Source organism: Pseudomonas sp. Au-Pse12, from assembly GCF_021341665.1.
Taxonomy (GTDB): domain Bacteria; phylum Pseudomonadota; class Gammaproteobacteria; order Pseudomonadales; family Pseudomonadaceae; genus Aquipseudomonas.
This window is the reverse complement of record NZ_JAJTTH010000001.1, coordinates 189,657-210,156: the sequence shown is the minus strand read 5'-3', so window position 1 is coordinate 210,156 and position 20,500 is coordinate 189,657. Positions and strand designations below refer to the sequence as shown.

At 66.4% G+C, this 20,500-nt stretch carries 15 protein-coding genes; 6 read left to right on the top strand and 9 right to left on the bottom strand.

Going from position 1 to position 20,500, the window contains the following annotated elements; translation table 11 throughout:
* Positions 1-12 precede the first annotated feature (12 nt).
* The 6 genes from LXM55_RS00790 to LXM55_RS00765 all read right to left on the bottom strand — a co-directional run bounded on the left by LXM55_RS00790 (position 13) and on the right by LXM55_RS00765 (position 9,403).
* Positions 13-1,338: an MFS transporter gene (locus LXM55_RS00790; protein ID WP_233317675.1), complete on the bottom strand. Its 1,326-nt coding sequence runs from the start codon at positions 1,336-1,338 to the stop codon at positions 13-15.
* A 518-nt stretch (positions 1,339-1,856) separates the two neighbouring features.
* Positions 1,857-3,611, bottom strand: a complete 1,755-nt coding sequence (locus LXM55_RS00785; RefSeq protein WP_233317674.1) for an acyl-CoA dehydrogenase — start codon at positions 3,609-3,611, stop codon at positions 1,857-1,859.
* A gap of 59 nt (positions 3,612-3,670) precedes the next feature.
* Positions 3,671-4,912, bottom strand: coding sequence for a thiolase family protein (locus LXM55_RS00780; RefSeq protein ID WP_233317673.1), 1,242 nt, complete (start codon positions 4,910-4,912; stop codon positions 3,671-3,673).
* Positions 4,909-6,792, bottom strand: a complete 1,884-nt coding sequence (locus LXM55_RS00775) for a feruloyl-CoA synthase (RefSeq protein ID WP_233317672.1) — start codon at positions 6,790-6,792, stop codon at positions 4,909-4,911. Before LXM55_RS00775 ends, LXM55_RS00780 begins: the two co-directional genes overlap by 4 nt.
* A gap of 226 nt (positions 6,793-7,018) precedes the next feature.
* A complete protein-coding gene (locus LXM55_RS00770) occupies positions 7,019-8,467 on the bottom strand; it encodes an aldehyde dehydrogenase (RefSeq protein ID WP_233317671.1) in 1,449 nt (482 codons plus the stop codon).
* Between the two features lie 105 nt (positions 8,468-8,572).
* Entirely contained in the window at positions 8,573-9,403 is an 831-nt protein-coding gene (locus LXM55_RS00765) for a p-hydroxycinnamoyl CoA hydratase/lyase (RefSeq protein ID WP_010567568.1), read from the bottom strand.
* 207 nt (positions 9,404-9,610) lie between these two features.
* Between LXM55_RS00765 and LXM55_RS00760 the strand changes: the two genes are divergently transcribed.
* Positions 9,611-10,099 carry a MarR family winged helix-turn-helix transcriptional regulator gene (locus tag LXM55_RS00760; protein ID WP_015635949.1) on the top strand — a complete coding sequence of 163 codons (489 nt, stop codon included), beginning with the start codon at positions 9,611-9,613 and terminating at the stop codon, positions 10,097-10,099.
* Between the two features lie 54 nt (positions 10,100-10,153).
* Here LXM55_RS00760 and LXM55_RS00755 read toward each other — a convergent pair whose 3' ends face one another.
* Complete coding sequence (locus LXM55_RS00755; protein WP_233317670.1) at positions 10,154-11,473, bottom strand: OprD family porin; 1,320 nt, start codon at positions 11,471-11,473, stop codon at positions 10,154-10,156.
* A 332-nt stretch (positions 11,474-11,805) separates the two neighbouring features.
* Between LXM55_RS00755 and mhpT the strand changes: the two genes are divergently transcribed.
* Entirely contained in the window at positions 11,806-13,017 is a 1,212-nt protein-coding gene (mhpT, locus tag LXM55_RS00750) for a 3-(3-hydroxy-phenyl)propionate transporter MhpT (protein WP_233317669.1), read from the top strand.
* An 82-nt stretch (positions 13,018-13,099) separates the two neighbouring features.
* Here the strand turns inward: mhpT and LXM55_RS00745 are convergent, their stop codons facing one another.
* Positions 13,100-14,107 carry a zinc-dependent alcohol dehydrogenase family protein gene (locus LXM55_RS00745; RefSeq protein ID WP_233317668.1) on the bottom strand — a complete coding sequence of 336 codons (1,008 nt, stop codon included), beginning with the start codon at positions 14,105-14,107 and terminating at the stop codon, positions 13,100-13,102.
* A gap of 118 nt (positions 14,108-14,225) precedes the next feature.
* The gene (locus LXM55_RS00740; protein WP_233317667.1) at positions 14,226-15,185 is read right to left on the bottom strand and encodes a GNAT family N-acetyltransferase; all 960 of its coding nucleotides are present in this window, start codon (positions 15,183-15,185) and stop codon (positions 14,226-14,228) included.
* A gap of 168 nt (positions 15,186-15,353) precedes the next feature.
* Here LXM55_RS00740 and LXM55_RS00735 point away from each other — a divergent pair, with 168 nt between their 5' ends.
* From LXM55_RS00735 to LXM55_RS00720, 4 genes are all read left to right on the top strand, one after another.
* Positions 15,354-15,863: a sigma-70 family RNA polymerase sigma factor gene (locus LXM55_RS00735; protein ID WP_233317666.1), complete on the top strand. Its 510-nt coding sequence runs from the start codon at positions 15,354-15,356 to the stop codon at positions 15,861-15,863.
* The gene (locus LXM55_RS00730) at positions 15,860-16,843 is read left to right on the top strand and encodes a DUF4880 domain-containing protein (RefSeq protein WP_233317665.1); all 984 of its coding nucleotides are present in this window, start codon (positions 15,860-15,862) and stop codon (positions 16,841-16,843) included. The genes LXM55_RS00735 and LXM55_RS00730 overlap by 4 nt, the downstream gene beginning before the upstream one ends.
* Positions 16,844-16,959: 116 nt before the next feature.
* A complete protein-coding gene (locus tag LXM55_RS00725; RefSeq protein WP_233317664.1) occupies positions 16,960-19,374 on the top strand; it encodes a TonB-dependent siderophore receptor in 2,415 nt (804 codons plus the stop codon).
* A gap of 168 nt (positions 19,375-19,542) precedes the next feature.
* Positions 19,543-20,484, top strand: a complete 942-nt coding sequence (locus tag LXM55_RS00720) for an alpha/beta hydrolase (protein ID WP_233317663.1) — start codon at positions 19,543-19,545, stop codon at positions 20,482-20,484.
* Positions 20,485-20,500 lie beyond the last annotated feature (16 nt).

Genomic DNA, 20,500 nt, shown 5'->3' with positions numbered 1-20,500 from the left:
CGGTTCCGCGTGCTAGGCCAGGGCCGCTTGCGCTTGCGGCGGCGCCGGGCGCAGCAGCAACAGGCAACCCGCCGCCAGCACGAAGACCACGGCAAACACCCCGTACAGGTGCAGCGGCTGCCAGCCGGCATCCAGCAGCACCCCGGCCACCGTCGGCGAGACAATCGCGCCGATGCGACCGATGCCAATCCCCCAGCCCACCCCGGTAGCCCGCACCGAAGCGTCGTAGACCACCGGCGACAAGGCATACAGCCCGGCCACGCAGCCGTTGGCGAACAGCCCGATCAGCAGCCCCAGGCCCAGGGCCGCGGCAATCGACGAGGCACTGCCGACAAACAGCACCAAGAGCCCGGCGGTGACCAGCATGAACAGCGACAGCACCCGGGTCAGCGGCCAGCGCGAGGACAGGCCGCCGATCAGCGCCGCACCGAAGATCCCGCCGACACTCAGCAACACCCCACCGGTAATCCCCTGCTGCGCCGAGAGCCCGGCGGCCACCAGCAGTTTCGGGGTCCAGCTCATGACGAAGTAGAAACCGAACATCACCAGGAAAAACAGCAGCCAGATCAGCAGCGTGGTGCGCCGCATCGGCCCGGCGAACAGCTGGCCAAACCCCGTGGCAGCGCCCTCCTCGCGCACCATCGCAGCCGGCATTCGCGCCAGTTCCGGGTACCCCAGGCGCCGCGCCAGACGATTGATTCGCGCCAGGCCGTCGGCCGGGCGCCGGGCCAGGAGAAAGTCCAGGGATTCGGGGAGCCAGAGCAGCACCAGGGGGATCACCAGCAAAGTGACGATGCCGCCAAACACAAACACCGAGCGCCAGCCCCAATGGCTCAGCAGCCACACCGCCAGCAAGCCGCCCAGGGTCGCCCCCAGGGCATAGCCGGTGGATTGCAGGCTCACCGCCAGACCCCGCCAGCGGCGGCTGGCGTATTCGGCGGCGATCACATTGCTGCTGGCCAGGATGCCGCCGATGCCCAGCCCGGTCAGGCCGCGCAACAGCGCCAGCTGCAACGGGCTCTGGCTGGTGGCCGAAAGCAGCATGCCGACACCGGACAGCAACAGGCACCCCAGAATCAGCGGCCGGCGCCCGAAGCGGTCGGCCCAGGGTGCGATAAACAGCGAACCGGCGGCCATGCCGAACAACCCGGCACTGAGCAGCAGGCCGATCTGCGCGCCATTGAGTTGCCACTCGGCGGACACCGAAGCGGCGGTGAAGGCCATCACCAGCACATCGAAGCCGTCGATCATGTTGAGGACAATGCAGATGCCGATCGCCAGGCACTGGAACGAGCCCATCGGGCCCTGATCGAGCCGTTGCTTGAGATCGCGGTTCATGGGCGCACCTGCCGTTCGGCCACGAGCCGAAGCGCAACACCCAGTGAACCTGTGCACACAGACAGCCAGCGCGCGCCAGCCAGGCGGCCGCACGCCGTCGATAAGACATTCATGACGAAACCCTTTTTGTTGTTTTTATTGCGGACGGTCAGGAGGGCTCCTGCCATCGCCAGGCCGCCAATAAAGCGCTTAATGGATCCATTGACAAGAGAAAACCGAGCTGAAAAGGCTGCTCAAAAACGCCTTGGCCAGCCATGGACAGGGTCAATTTCCATAAGGATCAAACGCTTAGGTGCCCGACAAAGCGCCGGGATTAGCGGGCGATTATCGGTCAACCAAGCATGTGGCGAGGGAGCTTGCTCCCGTTCGATGGCGCAGCCATCGCAAAGCCTGCGGGTGCGGGAGGCCTGGAAACGCTCGGAGTCCAGGCGATGGGGGCGCTGCGCACCCCAGCGGGAGCAAGCTCCCTCGCCACAAGGCTTGGCCCCTCTTAATTGGATCCAATAGCCTGCTTCACCTCAGATAAAGGCTAACGCTGCCCTGGCGTTGCGCACCGCCGTCATCCGCTGTTCGACCTGGGGCAACAGGTAGCTGAAAAAGAACCCCGCCGTCTCAAGCTTGGCCCCACGCAGCGGATCGCCCTCGGGCAGCCTGCGCGACACCCGTGCCGCTCGGGCCCAGGCCAGTGCCAGCAGGCTCAGGCCACACAACGCCAGAAAATCCCCGGCCGCGCGATACGGGTACTCGGCATCCTCCAGCGCGCACTGCTGCACCTCGGCCACCAGTGCCTGCAACGCCTCGGCCAGATCCGCCAACGACCGGGCGAACCCCGCGCACTCGGGCGCCTGGGCGCTGTGCCCGGCCTCATCGCGCAATTGCTCAAGCAACAGCGCGAAGCCCTGCCCGCCATCCCCCAGCACCTTGCGCAACAGCAGGTCGTTGGCCTGAATCTCGTTGCTGCCTTCGTAGATCATGGCGATGCGGCTGTCGCGCAGGGTCTGCTCGATGGCGAACTCGGCGACGTAGCCGTAGCCGCCGAAGACCTGCAAGGCGTTACTGGCCTGACGAAAGCCCTGCTCGGTAAAGAAGGCCTTGATGATCGGCGTCAGCAGCTGCGCCAACTGATCGGCCTGGCGCCGGACCTCGGGCTCAGGGTGATGCTCGGCCTGATCCAGCAGGTGCGCGGCCCAGTAACCGATGGCGCGCAGGCCTTCGCTGGTGGCGCGTAATTCCAGCAGCACGCGGCGCATGGCCGGGTGGTAGCGAATCGGGTCGGCGGCCTGGGCAGCGACCCCGGCGGGGCGCAATGGCGCACGCATCTGCTGGCGTTCGCTGGCGTAGTCACGGGCGTTCTGCCACGCCGCTTCGACATGCCCCAGGCCTTGCAGGCCCACGTGCAGGCGCGCCGAATTCATCATCACGAACATCGCCGCCAGGCCGCGATGGGCCTCGCCCACCAACCAGCCCTGGGCCGCCTCGAACACCAGGGAACAGGTGGCGCTGCCCTTGATCCCCATCTTGTGTTCGATGCCGTCGCAGCGCACGCCGTTACCCTGGCCCTGTTCCAGACGCTTGGGCACCAGGAACAGCGAGATCCCGCGGCTGCCCTCGGGCGCGCCCGGCAGCCGGGCCAGCACCAGGTGCAGGATGTTGTCGGTGAGGTCATGCTCGCCGCCGGAAATGAACAGCTTGCTGCCGCTGAGGCGATAGCTGCCGTCGGCCTGGGGCTCGGCGCGACAGCGCAGCAGGCCGACGTCACTGCCGGCCTGGGGCTCGGTCAGGCACATGGTGGGCAGGCTCTCGCCACTGATGATCGCGGGCAGGTAACGCTCCTGGAGCCAGGGCGCGCCGTGGGTCTTGAGGCACAGGTAGGCGCCGTGGGCGATGCCGGTGTACATGGCCCAGGCGTGGTTGCTGGCGTAGAGCATCTCTTGCAGCGCCGCGTCCAGCAGTTGCGGCAGGCCCTGGCCACCCAGGGCTTCGGCGCAAGCCAGGGCCGGCCAGCCGCCCTCGACATAGGCCCGGTAGGCCTCGGCAAACCCCTGCGGGGTGCTGACCTGCCCGTCCGCCCACCGGCAGCCCTGGCGATCGCCGCTGGCGTTCAGCGGCGCCAGCACCTCCTGGCTGAAACGCCCGGCCTGCTCCAGCACCTGCAGCGCCAGGGGCAGGTCCAGCGCGTCGAACGCCGCGCTCCGACGCCACGCCTCGGGGGCCTCCAGCCAGTGCTCAAGGACAAATTGCATATCGCGCAGCGGCGCCTGGTAGCTCCACATGGGGACACCTCATCGAGTAGAAATAGAATGACCCGCCAGGGGCGGCGGGCCGGTCGGGCTCAGCCGCGCCAGGCCGGGTTTTCGATCAGCAGCGCCATGCCCTGGCCGCCTCCCACGCAGGCGGCGGCGATTCCGTAGCGCAGGTTGTGCTCGCGCAGTTGCCGGGCCAGGGTCAGCACCAGGCGCAGGCCGCTGGCGGCCAGGGGGTGCCCCAGGGCCAGGGAGCCGCCCCGGGCATTCAGGCGGTCACTGTCCAGCTCCAGCTCCCGGGCCACGGCCAGCACCTGGGCTGCCTGAGCCTCGTTGATTTCAATGCGGCCCACCTGTTCCAGGCTCAGGCCGCTGCGTTGCAAGAGCATGCGGATTGCCGGAGCCGGGCCGATGCCCATGCACTCCGGCGCCACCCCAACCACCGCGCTGGCCCGCAACAGCGCCAGGGGCGCAGCAGTGCAGGCCGATGCCCGCCCGACCAGGGCCGCCGCCGCGCCATCGACCACCGCGCAACTGTTGCCGGCGGTCTGCACCCCACCCTCGTGGATCGTCCGCAACCGCGCCAGGGCAGAAAGCTCACTGGGGCGCGGATGGCTGTCCTGGCTGACCGTCTCGACACCCCGTGGCAGGCGAATGCCGCGCGCTTGATAGCCGTCGAGTTCGAAGGTCTGGTGGCTCACGGCGACGATTTCCGGCGCGAACCAGCCCGCCTGCTGCGCCGCCAGGGCCCGCTGATGGCTGGCGCAGGCGTAGCCGTCCACGGCTTCGCGGGTCAGGCCATAACGCCGCGCCAGGTTGTCGGCGGTGTCGATCATGTCCAGCCCCGGCGCCGGGTCGTACAGCGCCTCCCATAAAAAGTCCTTGAACTGCACCGCCGCCCCCAGGCGGAAGCCGCCGCGATGGGTGTAGGCGGCAATCGGGTTGCGCGACATCGACTCACTGGCCACGCACAACGCCAGTTGCACCTCGCCCCGCAGCTGCTCAGCCGCCTGGCGCAGCAGCTCGAAACCGGTGGCGCAGATGCGCTGCACCCCCAGCGCCGGCACCGCTTGCCCGACGCCGCTGTACAGGCCGATGTGCCGGGGCAGCAGGTAGGCGTCGAAACTGGCCTGGGCCATGGAGCCGGCCAGCACGCTGTCCACCGCCCGGGCATCGATGCCGGCGCGCAGCAGTACCTCGCGGCCGACCTTGATCCCCAGATCGATCGGCGAGATCTCGGCCAGGTGCCCGCCAAGGTCGACCCAGGGCGTGCGCAGCGCCTCAAGGATCGCCACATCGGCAAACTCGCTGTACTGCCCGGCGCCGTTCATGGCTTGGGCTCGGCGCGCAGGATCGACGGCTCGCGGCCGCGATACAGGTCCTCGACCTGCTCGGCGCGCCACTGCAACACCGCGCGCTGGTTGATCGAGCCCTTGTCGGTGATTTCCCCGCGGTCGATGGACGCCGGCTCCACCTGCAGGGCAATCCACTCCAGGCGGCTGGCGTTGCCGCTGGCCTCGCGGTTCAGGCGCTGCAACCAGTCGCCGAACCACTGGCGCACCGGCGCGCTGGCCAGCACCTGGGCATCGCTGGCCTCGGCGCCCAGCGCCGCCAGCCGCCGGCATTCATACAGGCGCGGGAACACCAGGGCCCCCAGGCACTCGCGGTCGGGGGCGGCCACCACCAGGTCCTGGACATAGGGCGAGCCTTCCAGTACCGCGCGATTGCGCAGCGGGCCGACGCTGACAAAGACCCCGGACGACAACTTGAAATCCTCGGCAATGCGCCCGTCGAACATCAGCCCCAGTTGCGGGTCCTGGGGGTCGGCGAGCTTGAGCGCATCCCCCGAGCAGTAGAAGCCCTGGGCGTCGAACACCTCGGCAGTCTGCTGCGCCGCGCGCCAGTAGCCGGGCATGATGTGCGGCCCGCGAAAACGCCCTTCGAGCTTGCCGTCCACCGGCACCAGGCGCACTTCGCAACCCGGCGCCGGCAGGCCGATGTAACCGGCCATCGACAGCGGCCCGGTGGTGAAGGTGCAAGACGGCGCGGCCTCGGTCATGCCGAGCCCGGCCATCATGCTGATGCGTTCGCCGCAATGCTGCTCGGCGACCCGGTCGAGTCGGTCCCAGACACTTTGCGAAAGCCCGGCGGCGGCGAAGAAGAACAGGCTCATGCGCTTGAAAAAACACTCGCGCAGTTCGGCGTCCTGCTCCAGGGCGTTGACCAGTTCCTCCCAGCCCTTGGGCACGGTCAGGTAGGCGGTGGGGGAAACGTCCTTGAGGTTGCGCAAGGTTTCGGCGAAACCCTGGGCCGTGGGCTTGCCATCGTCCAAATAAAAACTGCCGCCGTTGTAGAGCACGATGCCGACGTTATGGCTGCCACCGAAGGTGTGGTTCCAGGGCAGCCAGTCCACCAGCACCGGCGGCTCTTCGCCGAACACCGGGAAGGTCTGCAACAGCATCTGCTGGTTGGCGCAGAGCATGCGCTGGGTGGTGATCACCGCCTTGGGCAGCTTGGTCGAGCCCGAGGTGAAGAGAAACTTGGCGATGCTGTCCGGGCCGGTGGCGGCAAAGGCCGCATCGGCCTCGGCCCCACCGGGCTCGGCCAGCAGGCTGGCGAAGCTCGCCTGGCGCCGCCCCGGTACCTGGCCACGCACGCAGATCAGCGGCGTCTCGGGCGGCAGCACCGCGTCGATGGCCCGTTGGTAGGCGGCGGCATCGCTGACAAACACCAGCCCCGGCTGCAACAGGTCACAGACGTGGCGCAGCTTGGCAAAGTCCTGGGACAGCAGCGAATAGGCCGGCGACACCGGGCAATAGGGAATCCCGGCGTACATCGCGCCCAGGGCCAGTTGCAGGTGTTCGATGTCATTGCCCGAGAGCAGCGCCAGCGGCTTGTCGGCCGACAGGCCGTAATGAAGCAGGCCCTGGGCGATGGCGCGCACGCTGTCGAGCATCTGCCCATAGCTGACCCGGCGCCAATCGCCGCCGGCCTCGCGGGCAGCAATGAAGGTCTGCTCGGGACGCACCCGGGCCCAGTGCAACAGGCGATCGAGCAAGCGCTGCGGCAAGGGAGCCAGGGGTTCCAGGGAGCGCATGTGCAACACGCCCTGCTCTTCACTGACGGCAACCGCCGGCCGGCCGATGGACACCTGGCGGTAACGCGGCGGCTCGGCCACGGGTGGGGATGGCGCTTTGAATTGGCAACTCACGTACATGTCCTCCATCAAGGCACGCCTGCGCCGCGCACGCAGGGCGACAGCTGGCAAGCGTGGCAGCCGGTGGCTGCGGCCTTGTAATTGTTATGCCCTGCCTGCACACGGGCCGCGTGCTCAAGAACCTGCTTGCGATCTGCTGCGCTTGGCTCATGCGGCGTTAAAAAGCGTTGCTCGCTAGAACGTAAACAGGTTCTGAGGGCACCGCGCCCGTGGCGACGGATCAGATCGGGTAGTGCCGCGGGCCGTTCTGCAAGGTGACCCAGCGCAATTGGGTGAAGTGTTCGATCGAGGCCTTGCCGCCAAAACTGCCGTAGCCGCTGGACTTGACGCCGCCAAACGGCATCTGCGCCTCGTCGTGCACGGTGGGCCCGTTGATGTGGCAGATACCCGACTCGACCCGTTGCGCCAGGGCCAGGGCCCGCCTGGTGTCGCGGCTGAAAATCGCCGCCGACAGGCCGAACTCGGAATCGTTGGCCAGGCGCAGCAACTCTTCATCGCCGCTGCCGCGCAGCAGCACCGCCACCGGTCCGAAGGACTCCTCGCGGTACAGGCGCATCGATGCGGTGACGCCGTCGAGCAGGGTCGGCTGCAGAATGCTGCCGTCCAGTTGCCCGCCGACCACCAGCCGCGCGCCCTGCTCCAGGGCATCGTCGATCAGCGCCCGGATGCGCGTGCCAGCGCTGGCATCCACCAGCGAGCCGAGCACCGAATCCGTGGCCGCCGGGTCGCCGGCGCGCAGGCTCTCGACCTTGGCCGCCAGCTTGGCGACGAAGGCATCGGCCACCTTGGCATCGACGATCAGGCGCTCGGTGGACATGCAGATCTGCCCCTGGTTGAAGTAGGCGCCAAACGCTGCGGCCGCGACGGCCGCGTCCAGGTCGGCGTCGTCCAGCACCAGCAACGGCGCCTTGCCGCCCAGCTCCAGCAGGGCCGGCTTGAGGTGACGCGCCGCAAGCTCGCCGACAATCCGCCCGACATGGGTCGAACCGGTGAAGTTGACCCGACGCACCGCCGGGTTGGCGATCAGCCGCTCGACAATCGCCGCGGCATCGGCCGGGGCATTGCTGATGACGTTGACCACGCCATCGCCCAGGCCGGCGTCCTGCAGCACCTGGCCGATCAGGCGATGCACCGCCGGGCTCAGCTCTGAAGCCTTGAGCACCACACTGTTGCCACAGGCCAGGGGCATGGCGATGGCCCGGGTGGCGAGAATCACCGGGGCGTTCCACGGGGCGACGCCCAGCACCACGCCACAGGGTTGGCGCAGGGCCATGGCGAAACTGCCGGGAACATCCGAGGGAATGACTTCGCCGTTGATCTGGGTGGTCATCGATGCCGCTTCACGCAGCATGTTGGCCGCCAGGCGCACGTTGAAGGCGTACCAGTTGGCCATGGCCCCGGTCTCGCCGGCGGCGGCAATGAATTCGTCGCTGCGGGCCTGCAATTGCTCAGCGGCCCTGAGCAGGCGGCTGCGGCGTTCGTTGGGGGCCAGGGCCGCCCAGGCGGGGAATGCGGCCTGGGCCGCGGCCACGGCGGCGTCGGCATCTTCCAGGGTCGCGGCGGCCACGCGCGATACCACAGCGCCGGTCACCGGGTTGCGGCGTTCGAAGGTTCGACCGTCGCCGGCGGGGCGCGACTGGCCACCGATCAGCAGGGGCACGTCCAGCATGGTGATTCCTCTTGTTGTCTTTGTCGGGAATGCAGCGCAGCGGTGTAACGGTAACGTCAGGGGCATGGCGAACAGCGGGATGCGCCCGCCGTTCGCCGGCCGGGCTCAGCGTTTATACGCCTGCAGGCCGGGCTTGATGCTCTTGTCGTCAAGAAACTGCTTCATGCCCTGCTCACGACCGCCTTCGGTGTCCAGCAGGCGCGACTGATCGAGCTTGGCGTACAGGTAGTCTTCGTTCTGCTCCCAGGTCAGCTCGCGGCAACGCTTGAAGCCATGCTTGGCGGCACGCAGCACCACCGGGTTCTTCTCCAGCAGATTGCGCGCCAGCTCGATGGTGACTTCACGCAGTTGCGCCAGGGGCACGCTTTCATTGACCAGGCCCATCTCGGCGGCTTTCTGCCCGCCAAAGGTCTTGCCGGTCATGATGTAGTACAGCGACTGGCGGTGACCGACGGTGTCGGCCATGGCCTTGCTCACCAGGTTGCCCGGCGGGATGCCCCAGTTGATTTCCGAGAGGCCGAAGGTCGCTTCGTCGGCGCAGATCGCCAGGTCGCAGGCCACCAGCGGGCTGAAGCCGCCACCGAAGCACCAGCCGTTGACCATGGCGATGGTCGGCTTGGCGTACATGCGCAACAGTTTCCACTGCCACTGGGAGGCTTCGCGGCGGATTTTTTCCTGGAGGATTTCCGGGCCGGCATCCACCTCGCGAAAGTACTCCTTGAGGTCCATGCCGGCGGTCCAGGCTTCACCGGCGCCAGTCAGCACCAAAACGCCGGCGGCCGGGTCCTGCTCCAGGGTTTCCAGCACATCGATCATTTCCCGGTTCAGGGTCGGGCTCATGGCGTTGCGCTTTTCCGGGCGGTTGAGGATGACCCAGGCAATGCCCTCCTCGATTTCGACCTTGACCGTTGTCCAGCGACCTTCGTAGTTGCTCATGGCGATGCTCTCTTGTTCTGGCTTGAAGATGGGTCGAAATTAAACCTCCAAATTAGTTATGTCAATTAACTATTAATGTGATTAACCATTTTTCCTGCCCTGGATAAAATCCGCCTGCAATGCCTGCCAACACAGGCAAACGTAGCTATCAGCAGCCGACCCCGGCAAACTGGATAGCCTTGTTAACCGACCCAGGATGTTTTTGTCATGGCCAAGCCCGCTCCCCTCGCCGACCCGCGCGAGGCCCCACCCGCCAACGCCGAGGTACAGGCGCCGCTGGATTCGGCACTGGACGAACTGATTGGCTACGCCATGCGTCGCGCCCAGCTCAAGCTGTTCCAGAACCTGATCGGCCGGCTCTCGGCCCACGACCTGCGGCCCGCGCAGTTCTCGGCCCTGGCGATCATCGACAGCAACCCGGGGCTGATGCAGGCCGACCTGGCCCGCGCCCTGGCCATCGAGCCGCCGCAAGTGGTGCCCCTGCTCAACAAACTGGAAAGCCGCGCGCTGGCGGTGCGGGTGCGCTGCAAGCCGGACAAGCGCTCCTACGGGATCTTCCTCAGCAAGACCGGCGAAACCCTGCTCAAGGAGCTCAAGCAGATCGCCGCGCAAAGCGACGTCGACGCCACCTCGGCCTTGAGCGCCGGGGAGCGCGAAGAGCTGCTGCGCCTGCTGAAAAAGGTTTACCAGGACTGAAGCCAAGGTGCCGGCGCAGGGCCGGCACGCTGAGGCAGCAAGGTGCTTGCGGGCTTACCAGATCGGCAAGGTGTAGAGCACCAGGAAGCGGGTCTGGTTTTCATCGCGGAACGCCGCGCCCGCCGGGAAATCATTGCGATAGATCGACTTGCGCGCCACCAGCCCGAGGTTCTTCAACGGGCCGCTCTGCAGCACGTACCCCAACTCCATCTGGAACTCGCGCTCCTTGCGGTCGCTGGCATTGAAGGCCGCCAGCTCGATATGGTCGCCGCGCACGTAACGCAGCCGACTCTTGAGCCCGGGCAGGCCGGAGGCGGCAAAGTCATAGTCGTAGATGGCTTGCCAGGTGCGCTCCTTGGCGTTGAGAAAGTCCGAACTCATGGTCAGCTCGCTCATGCCCATCAACTCGGTGCCGGAGATGTAGGGCGTGGCCGTGGCGCCGCTGGAATGCATGTAGCCCAGGCTCACCCGGTGCCCACCGAACTTGTAGCCAAACAGCGCCGAGAGGTTGCGGTTGTCGACCCGGCCGGCCTTGGCGCTGCCGTCTTCCCGGCTGAAAAAACTGCGCAGGTCGCTGCTCAGCACGCCATCGCCCAGGGATAGGTTGTGCAGCAGGGCCAGGGTGTCCTGCTGGTAGAGGTCGGCCACCTGCGCGTGATAGGCGCGCAGGCTGAGGTCCTTGTTGACCTGGTAGTCGCCCCCCAGGTACGCCAGGTGCGAGGTACTGGCCGTGGCATTGAAACGCCGGTTGGGCGAGGCAATGGTCATGGCCTGGTAGTCGGTGGAGTCGCGCTTGTTGATGCGGTCGATGTAGCCGGTGTTGAGGGTCAGGCCGTCGATGTCCCTGGAGCTCAGGGTGGTGCCGCGAAAGGTCTGCGGCAGTAGGCGCGATGGGCTGGCAAAGGCGAACGGCAGGAAGATCGAGACATCGCCGGTCTTCACCGTGGTCTGGGCAAAGCGCAGTTTGGCGGTGGGCGCCAGCCGCGAGTATTCATCGGCGGCGCGCTTGTCGTTGGCCGACACCGGCAGCAGTTCGGTGCCGCTGCGGTCCGGCGATGAATCGAGCTTGACCCCCAGCAGCCCGCGCACATCCAGGCCGAAGCCGACGCTGCCCTCGGTGAACCCCGACTCCATGTTCATGATGAAACCCTGCGCCCATTCCCGCGCGGCGGTCTTCGCCCCATCGTCCTTGTAGTCGCGATCCAGGTAGTAATTGCGCAGGGTCAGGGTGCCGTGGCTGTCGTCGATAAAACCCGCCGCCCAGACTGGGCCGGGCAACAGGCTCAAGCCCAGCAAGGCCAGAGCCAGCTGCGCGGGGAGACTGGGCACACAGGAAGCTGACGCAGCAACGGCGTTGGTGGGGAGATTTGGCATGTCCGATGTCCATTTTTTGTTGTTGTTTTAGGGGGCGAGCGAGGGCCTGGCAGCCGACGTCGCGGACAGAGAATGGAAACAGCCAAAGCCTTACGTCAACTGTAAATGACCGATAATCGAACATTAATAATGTTATCTATTTTTTAGTTGAATCTTGATCTATAGATTAACTTACTGATTTATATGTATTTATTAGATTTTATAGGGCGAAATTAAGGCACTGTTCATTTTTTAGTTATCTTTGTTATCTTAATCGCCAGCCACCAACGCCGGCGCATTCAGGCCCGGCGTCCGGCTGGCCACCACAACAAAAACAACAATGAGGTTTGCCCATGGACAGTCCATCGCGTCGTTCGACGCTGACCATCGCTTTGTGCTTTATCGTTGCGCTGATCGAGGGGTTCGATCTGCAGGCGGCCGGCACCGCCGCCGCCGGATTGCGCCAGAGCTTCGGCCTGGACCCGAAGATGATGGGCTGGGTGTTCAGCGCCGGAATCATCGGCCTGCTGCCCGGGGCCTTCTTCGGCGGCTGGGTCGCCGACCGTATCGGGCGCAAGAAGATCCTGGTCGGCGCGGTGCTGCTGTTCGGCCTGTTCTCGCTGTGCACGGCCTACGTCGAGAGTTATTCGAGCTTGCTGCTGGTGCGCTTCATGACCGGCCTCGGCCTCGGCGCGGCGCTGCCCAACCTGATCGCCCTGTGCGCCGAAGCGGTCAGCGAACGCCGCCGGGGAACGGCCATCAGCGTCATGTACTGCGGCGTGCCCCTGGGCGGCGCGCTGGCGGCGGTGGTGGCGATGTTCTCCAGTGAACATTGGCAGACCACCTTCATCATCGGTGGCCTGGCGCCGCTGCTGGTGGTGCCGCTGATGGCCGGGTTGCTGCCCGAATCCACTGCCTTTCGCCAACACACCGCCAGCGCCGGCAGCAGCCGTGCCTCGACCGCCCAGGCGCTGTTCGGCGAAGGTCGCGCGCGCACCACGCTGGCCCTGTGGCTCAGCTACTTCTTCACCCTGACCGTGATGTACATGCTGCTCAACTGGCTGCCGTCGCTGCTGCTCGAACAGGGCTTCAGCAAACCCCAGGCGGGGATGGTGCAGATGCTGTTCAACATCGGCGGCGCCCTCGGTTCGCTGCTCGGCGGCCTGCTGCTGGACCGCTGCAACGGGCTCAGGGTGGTGCTGTTCGTGTACGCCGGGTTGCTGGCGGCGCTGGCCGGGGTCGGGCTGTCGGTGGGCATTGTGCCAATGGCCATGGCCGGGTTTGCCGCGGGGCTGTTCGTGATGGCCGCACAATTGGTGCTCTACGCGCTGGCACCGCCCTCCTACCCGACCGCGGTGCGTGCCACCGGCGTGGGCGCTGCCGTGGCCATCGGCCGCCTGGGCTCGGTGGCCGGGCCCCTGGCCGCCGGGCAGATCCTCGCCGCCGGCGCCGGCACCGCCGGGGTCCTGCTGGCCACCTCCCCGGGCCTGGTCATCGCCGCCCTGTCGATCCTCAGCGTCATCGCCCGCGCCGACGCTACTGCCCAACTCAAACCGGCACATTGAGCCGAGGCGCCAAGGCGGGCTCGCGCCAGACCTTCGCTGCGGCAACCTCCGGTCCAACCCGGGCGTTGCCGCGATCCGCGCCTCAGAACGTCAGGCAGATTTTCCCCAGGTGCGCCCCCGAGGCTTCATGGGCGAAGGCCTTGGCGATCTCTGCCAGGGGGAAGGTGCTGTCGATCACCGGCTTGATGCCGGTGGCTTCCAGGCCGCGGACCATCTCGATCTGTTGTTGGCGACTGCCGACGATCAGGCCTTGCAGGCGTTGTTGCTTGGCCATCAGCGCCGCCGTCGGCACCGGGCCGGCCCAGCCGGTGAGCACGCCGATCAGGGCGATATGCCCGCCAATGCGGCAGGCCGTGATGGACTGCGGCAAGGTGCCCGGGCCACCGACTTCCACCACGTGATCGACGCCGCGCCCGCCGGTCAGCTTGAGCACTTCGTTGCCCCACTCAGGCTGGGTGCGGTAGTTGATGGTGTGGTCGGCTCCCAGTTCACGCACCCTGGCCAGCTTGGCGTCCGAGGACGAAGTGGCAATCACTGTCGCGCCCATGGCCTTGGCCAGTTGCAGGGCGAAGATCGACACCCCGCCCGTGCCCAGCACCAGCACGGTTTCCCCGGTCTTGAGCGCGCCATCGACCACCAGCGCGCGCCAGGCGGTGAGGCCGGCGGTGGTCAGGGTCGCGGCTTCGGCGTGGCTGTAGCCTTGGGGCGCGTGGGTGAACCAGTGGCTGGGCTGGATCACCACTTCACGGGCGTAACCGTCGACGCCATCGCCCGGGGTGGTGCTGAAATCGGCAATCGCCGGGCCGCCATCGTGCCAATGCGGGAAGAAGCAAGACACCACCGCATCGCCGACCTTGAACTCGCTGACGCCCTCGCCCACCGCTTCCACCACCCCGGCGCCGTCGGCCATGGGAATCCGCCCATCGGCGGTGGGCAGCGCGCCGGTGACCACGGCGTAATCGTGGAAATTCAGGGAACAGGCATGCAGGCGCACGCGGATCTGCCCGGCGCCGGGTTGGCCGGGATCGGCCAGCTCCACGGTTTTCAGGTTGTCCAGGGATGCCGGCAGGCTGAGCTTGATGGCTTGCATGGGATGGGTCTCCACAGATCGATAATTGTCCAGGGGGCTAACCCTACCACCAATACCGGCGATCTGTAGCCGCTGCCGAAGGCTGCGAACGGCCCCCAGGGACGGCGGCTCGCCCTGGTCAACGCGCGCCCACGCCGGCCCGCACAAAACACTGCTCGGTCACCGTCGCGCCCCACTGCTCGCCGACCTGCTCCTGCGTCAGTACGAAGCCGTGTTGCTCATACAGCGTGCGCGCCGCGTCCAGGCCCTTGAAGGTCCACAAACGGGTGGCCGCAAAGCCCCACTGGTCACAGAACGCCAGGGCTTCGACCAGCAGCCGCCGGCCCAGCCCTCGACCGCGCGCGGCATCGTCGAGGATGAAGCAACGCAGGATCGCCTCGCCGCCCTCGCCTTCCCCATCAATGGCGATGGACCCGACGATCCGCTCGCCCCGCAGCGCCACCCAGACCTGGTTGCGCGGGTTGTGCAAACGCCCCATCAGCTCGGCCATGTCCGCCGCCACCAGGCTTTCGAAGGGCTGACCGAAACCGGCCCGGGCGGCGTAGTAGCAGGCATGCATTTCGGCAATGCGGCCAATCACCCCCGGCCGGTAGCCACGGGCGATGGACCAGCACTCGGGCGGCTCGGGCGCCTCGCCCAGGCGCACCGCACGCAATGCCCGGGCGTAGTCGGCGATGCCTGTCGAGGCGCAAAGCTGCTGGTCCGCGCTCAGGTGCGCCAGGGCGGCGGCCACCTGGGCCTGGGCAAAACGGTCGATGCCGTCCAGGGTCTGGCGTCCCTGGGCGGTGAGGTGCAGCCGCTTCGAGCGGGCATCCTGCGCATCGGCCTGTTCGCCAATCTCGCCCGCCTCCACCAGCTTGCGCACCAGACGGCTGACGCTGGATTTCTCCAGGCCCAGCAGCGTCACCAGATCACTGGCGGTCAAGGCATTGCCCTGGCCGATTTCCAGCAGCGCGTGCACCGCCGAGGGCGGGTAGTCGGTGGCGGCCAGGGTGCTGTGCATGAAGCCCAGCTCGCGAACCATCTGCCGGGAAGCCTGGCGCAATTGAGGGATGAAACCTGCGGATGGGCTCGACATGTGCGTGACCTCGTTCGTGGGCTTTTTAGTTGTAGCTTACAACCATATAGCCGACAAGCCCGATGTACTCAGGCCTTGGTCGGCAGCGATAAAAACTCGAGCACGCACTAATGAGAAGCATTACCATAAACGCCCTTTTCGCCCGCCTCGGTCCCGGAACCCCTATCGATGGTGCCCAATTCTTCGCTACAGCACGCCGTGGGCGAGCTCTACGTCCAGCATCACAACTGGGTGGTGCAGTTGCTGCGGCGCAAGCTCGGCAACCAGGACCAGGCCCTGGACCTGGCGCAAGACACCTTCCTGCGCATTCTGCGCAGCGAGCAACTGCCGCTGTTGCGTGAACCCCGGGCCTACCTCAATACCGTGGCCAGCCGCCTGTGCGGCCAGTATTTCCGCCGTCAGGCCCTGGAACGCGCCTACCTGGAATCCCTGGCGCAGCTGGAGCCACAGCACCAGCCTTCGCCGGAAACCCGCCTGCTGGTGCTCGAAGCCCTGGACGCCGTGGGCCAGGTACTGGATGGCCTGGGCGCCCGGGTACGCGAAGTGTTCTTGCTGTCCCAGCTCGAAGGCCTGACCTACCCGCAGATTGCCGAGCGCCTGCAGCTCTCGGTCAACGTGGTGCAGAAAGCCATGCTCAAGGCCTACCGCCATTGCTACGCGGCGGTGTACCAGGGATGAACGCCTTCCAGCCGGTGGACGATCAGGGCGCCGTGGAACAGCGGGTCCTGGACCAGGCCCTGGAGTGGCTGGTGTTGCTGCAATCGGGCATCAGCAGCCCCGAGCAGCAGGCCGCCTGCCTGGCCTGGCGCCGGGCCGAGCGGCAGCACGAACTGGCCTGGCAACGCCTGGTCGGCATCGGCCAGGACCTGCGCGACAGCACCCGCAGCCTGCCCGCGCCCCGTGCCCGGCAGCTGCTGCAGGCCCGCAGCCACCCCGGGCGGCGCACCCTGCTCAAGGGCATCGTCGGCCTCGGCGTGGTGGCCGCCAGCAGCTGGAGCGTGCGTGAACGGCTGCTGTTGCCGCAGCTGTTCAGCGACTACCACACCAGCACCGGCGAGCGCCGCCAACTGCAACTGGCCACGGGCGCCAGCCTGCAACTGGACACCCGCACCAGCCTCGATCAGCAGCACAGCCCCCTGGGCCTGCAACTGCGGCTCAACACTGGCCGCCTGCTGTTGACCCTGGGCAACGCCGCGCCGCTGCGGATCGTCACCGCCGATGCGTGGATACTGCTGGCGCCCCAGTCGCAACTGATCCTCAGCGTCGGCTGGCCGGGCAGCCACGGCACCCGGGCGCAGGTGCTCGCCGGCAGCGGCTCGCTCAGTAACGCCCAGCACCCCGCGCTGAGCCTGGGCGCGGGCCAGCAAGTGGAAATCAGCCAGCAGCGGATCGGCGCCCTGACCACGGTGCCTGCCACCGCCAGCGCCTGGACCCAGGGCCTGCTGATCGCCGAGCGCCAGCCCCTGGGCGAGGTGATCGCCGAGCTCGACCGCTATCGCCCGGGCCTCCTGCGCTGCGCCGCCGAGGTCGCCGGGTTGCGCGTCTCCGGCTCGTTCTCCCTGGACCAGCCGGACGCCAGCCTCGACCTGCTGGCCAAGACCCTGCCGATTCGCATCCGGCGGGTGATGGGTTACTGGGCCACCGTGGAGGCCAGCTGATTTTTTCCGTTTTTTTTCCGACGCGGCGGCAGTTTTTTCAATCTCGTGCATCAAGACCAGGGAAGAAGCTGGAAAACAGCTCAGCGCCAACCCTTCTCAACCCACGGATTTCCCTTATGCACATTCGCCTTACGCCCCTTGCCGCGGCCTTGCGCCCGGTGTTCATCGGCCTGTCCATTGCCAGCACCAGCCTGCCGCTGCTGGCCGCCGAACCCGGCGCCGCAGCCACTGACCGCCAGCAGCGCGACTACGCCATCGCCCCGGGCAACCTGGACCAGGTGCTGGGCGCCTTCGGCCAGCAATCCGGGGCCATGGTCGCCGTCGATGCCAGCCTCAGCGCCGGCAAGCGCAGCACCGGCCTCAATGGCCGCTTCAGCGTGGATGAAGGCCTGCAGCGCCTGCTCAACCCTCTGGGCTTGCACGCCGTGGCCGAGGGCGCGGGCTATCGGGTGGTCCAGGCCAGCAGCGGCGAACGGCTCGAACTGGGGGCGACCACGGTCAGCGCCAACCAGTTGGGCAGCGTTACCGAAGGCAGCGGTTCCTATACCCCGGGCACCATCGCCACCGCCACCCGGCTGGTGCTGACCCCGCGGGAAACCCCGCAGTCGATCTCGGTGGTGACCCGCCAGGTGATGGACGACTTCGGCCTGAACGCCATCGACGACGTCATGCGCCACACACCCGGCATTACCGTATCGACCTACGACAGTGAGCGAACCAACTACTACTCTCGCGGTTTCTCCATCCAGAACTTCCAGTACGACGGCATTCCCACCACACGCAACGCCGCCTACTCGGCCGGGCAGACCCTCACCGATATGGCCATCTATGACCGTGTCGAGGTGCTCAAGGGCGCCACCGGCCTGCTGACCGGGGCCGGCGGCCCGGGCGGCACCATCAACCTGATTCGCAAGAAACCGACGACGCAGTTCAAGGGGCATATCGATCTGGGTGCCGGTTCCTGGGATAACTACCGCTCGGAAATAGACCTCAGCGGCCCCCTGAGCGAAACCGGCAACGTGCGTGGCCGCGCCGTTGCGGCTTATCAGGACAAACACTCGTTCATGGAACATTACCAGCGCAAGACCGGGGTCTATTACGGCATCCTGGAATTCGACCTGTCGCCCGACACCCTGCTCAGTGTGGGCGCCGACTACCAGAACAACGACCCCAAGGGCTCGGGCTGGTCCGGCAGCCGCCCGATCTACGACTCGTCCGGCAACCCCCTGGACCTGCCGCGCGCCTACAACAACGGGGCCAGATGGAGCCGTTGGGAACAGTACACCCGTACTCTGTTCGCCACCCTGGAACACAGTTTCGACAATGGCTGGATCGCCAAGGGACAGCTCAATCACCAACTCAATGGCTACAACGCCCCCCTGGGCTCGATAAACCCCGAGACCACGACCACCGGTTCGATCTACGCCAACAAATTCACCGGAAACACTACCAGCGATACCCTGGACGCCTACGTCAGCGGCCCATTCGACCTCCTGGGCCGCGAACACCAGATCGTGCTCGGAATGAATGCCTCCCGCTCGCGCTGGCAGGGCAAGGACTATTTCAACCCCACCTACTTCGACAACAGCTACGAGCTGTATCAGTGGGACGGCGATAGCCGGGAGCCGGACTGGGGCGAGGCCGGCTACAACAACGATGAAATCACCCGGCAGACCGGCACCTACATCACCGGCCGCTTCAGCCTGGCTGACGACCTGTCGTTGCTGCTGGGAACGCGGATTGCCAACTACCAAGTCACGGGCACCAGTGACACCAAGGACACTGGAAAAGTCATCCCCTACGCCGGCCTGATCTACGACCTCAACGATCACTTCTCGGCCTATGCCAGCTATACCGCAATCTATCTGCCGCAGACCGCATACCGCGATAGCAGCAACAAGATGCTTGAGCCGAATGAAGGCACCAACTATGAAATCGGCCTCAAGGGCGAATTTTTCGACGGTCGGCTGAACTCCAGCCTGGCCTATTTCGAGGTTCATGAAGAGAACCGCGCTGAAGCGAACCACTTCTACAACGGCAACCCGACCAACCCGGAAATTGGCTACGCCTACAAAGGCATTACCTCCAAGACCAAGGGCGTTGAAGCGGAAATCTCCGGAGAGCTCGCTCCCGGCTGGCAGTTGCAGGCCGGCTACACCCACAAGGTCAGTCGTGATCAGAACGGGCAAAAGGTCTCGACCTGGGAGCCCGAGGACCAACTGAGCTTCTACACCAGCTACAAGCTCGGCGGCAGCCTGGACAAACTGACGCTGGGCGGCGGCGCGCGCTGGCAGGGTGAAGGCTGGCAAGTGCTGAACAACCGGGTCAAGAAGACCGAGGAAAAATTCGCCCAGGACCCTTACTGGCTGGTGGACCTGATGGCCCGCTACCAGATCAGCGAGAACGTCTCGGCCACCCTCAACGTCAATAACCTGTTCGACAAGAAGTACTTCACCAACATCGGTTTCTACAACTCGTCGTACTACGGCGACCCGCGGAACCTGATGGTCAGCACCCGCTGGAACTTCTAGCGCCCCGCCCACGTCGTGGCCCGCCCCGCAGCGGGCGGTCACGGCGCTGGCCGCGGTGCTGCGTAGCATTTGCTAACCCTTGCCGCAGACCGCTGCGCCGAAAGTGCTACAGCCATCCCGACACATCTGCTAAAACGCCCTGTCGACTGTTCCGTGGTGAAGCCTTCCATGTCCCCAACCCTGTCCCAGCGCCTGCGCCGTCGCTGGTTTTCCCTGCTGTGCCTGGCCGCGCTGGTCGGCGGCCTGCCGGTGAGCTGCGCGGTGCTCGAACACCAGGAACGCCAGCTGGTGTTTCGCATCGAGCCGGGCACCGCCGGCTGGTATCGCGGCCTGCCGAGCACGGTGCAGGAACTGGAACTCAAGCCGAAAAGCTTCAAGGCCGGGCAGAACCTCCACGCCTGGTGGTGGCCGGCCACGCGCGCCGACGCCCCGGCGATCCTCTACCTGCACGGGGTGCGCTGGAACCTTACCGGCCAGCTGTTTCGCATCGAGCAACTGCACGCCCTGGGCTACTCGGTGCTGGCCATCGACTACCGCGGCTTCGGCCAGAGCCACGGCGACCTGCCCTCGGAAAGCAGCGTGTATGAAGACGCGCGCATCGCCTGGGAACGGCTCGAGGTGCTGCAGCCCAACGCCAGCAAACGCCTGATCTACGGCCACTCCCTGGGCGGCGCCGTGGCCATCGACCTGGCCGCCGAACTGGGGCGCACGGCCGCCGCCGAGAAAACGCCGATTGCCGCCCGCGGGCTGATCGTCGAATCCACCTTCACCACCCTGGCCGATGCCGCCGCGGCGGTGACCAAGACCTCGCTGCCAGTGCGCTGGGTGCTGTCGCAGAAGTTCGACTCCGTCGACAAGATCCGCGACATCGGCATGCCACTGCTGGTGGTGCACGGTCTGAAAGACGACTACGTACCGCCGCGCCTGAGCAAGGAACTGTTCAAGGTCGCGCTGGAACCGAAAACACTGCTGCTGGTGCCCGGCGGCACCCACAACAACAGCATGAGTCTGGCGGGCAAGGGCTACGGCCAGGCCATCAACGCCCTGCTGCGGGCCAAGCCGGCCTCCAGCATCGCCGGCCCGACGGCCAGCGCCGTTCCTACCGGCTGACCCAGCGCATAAAAGC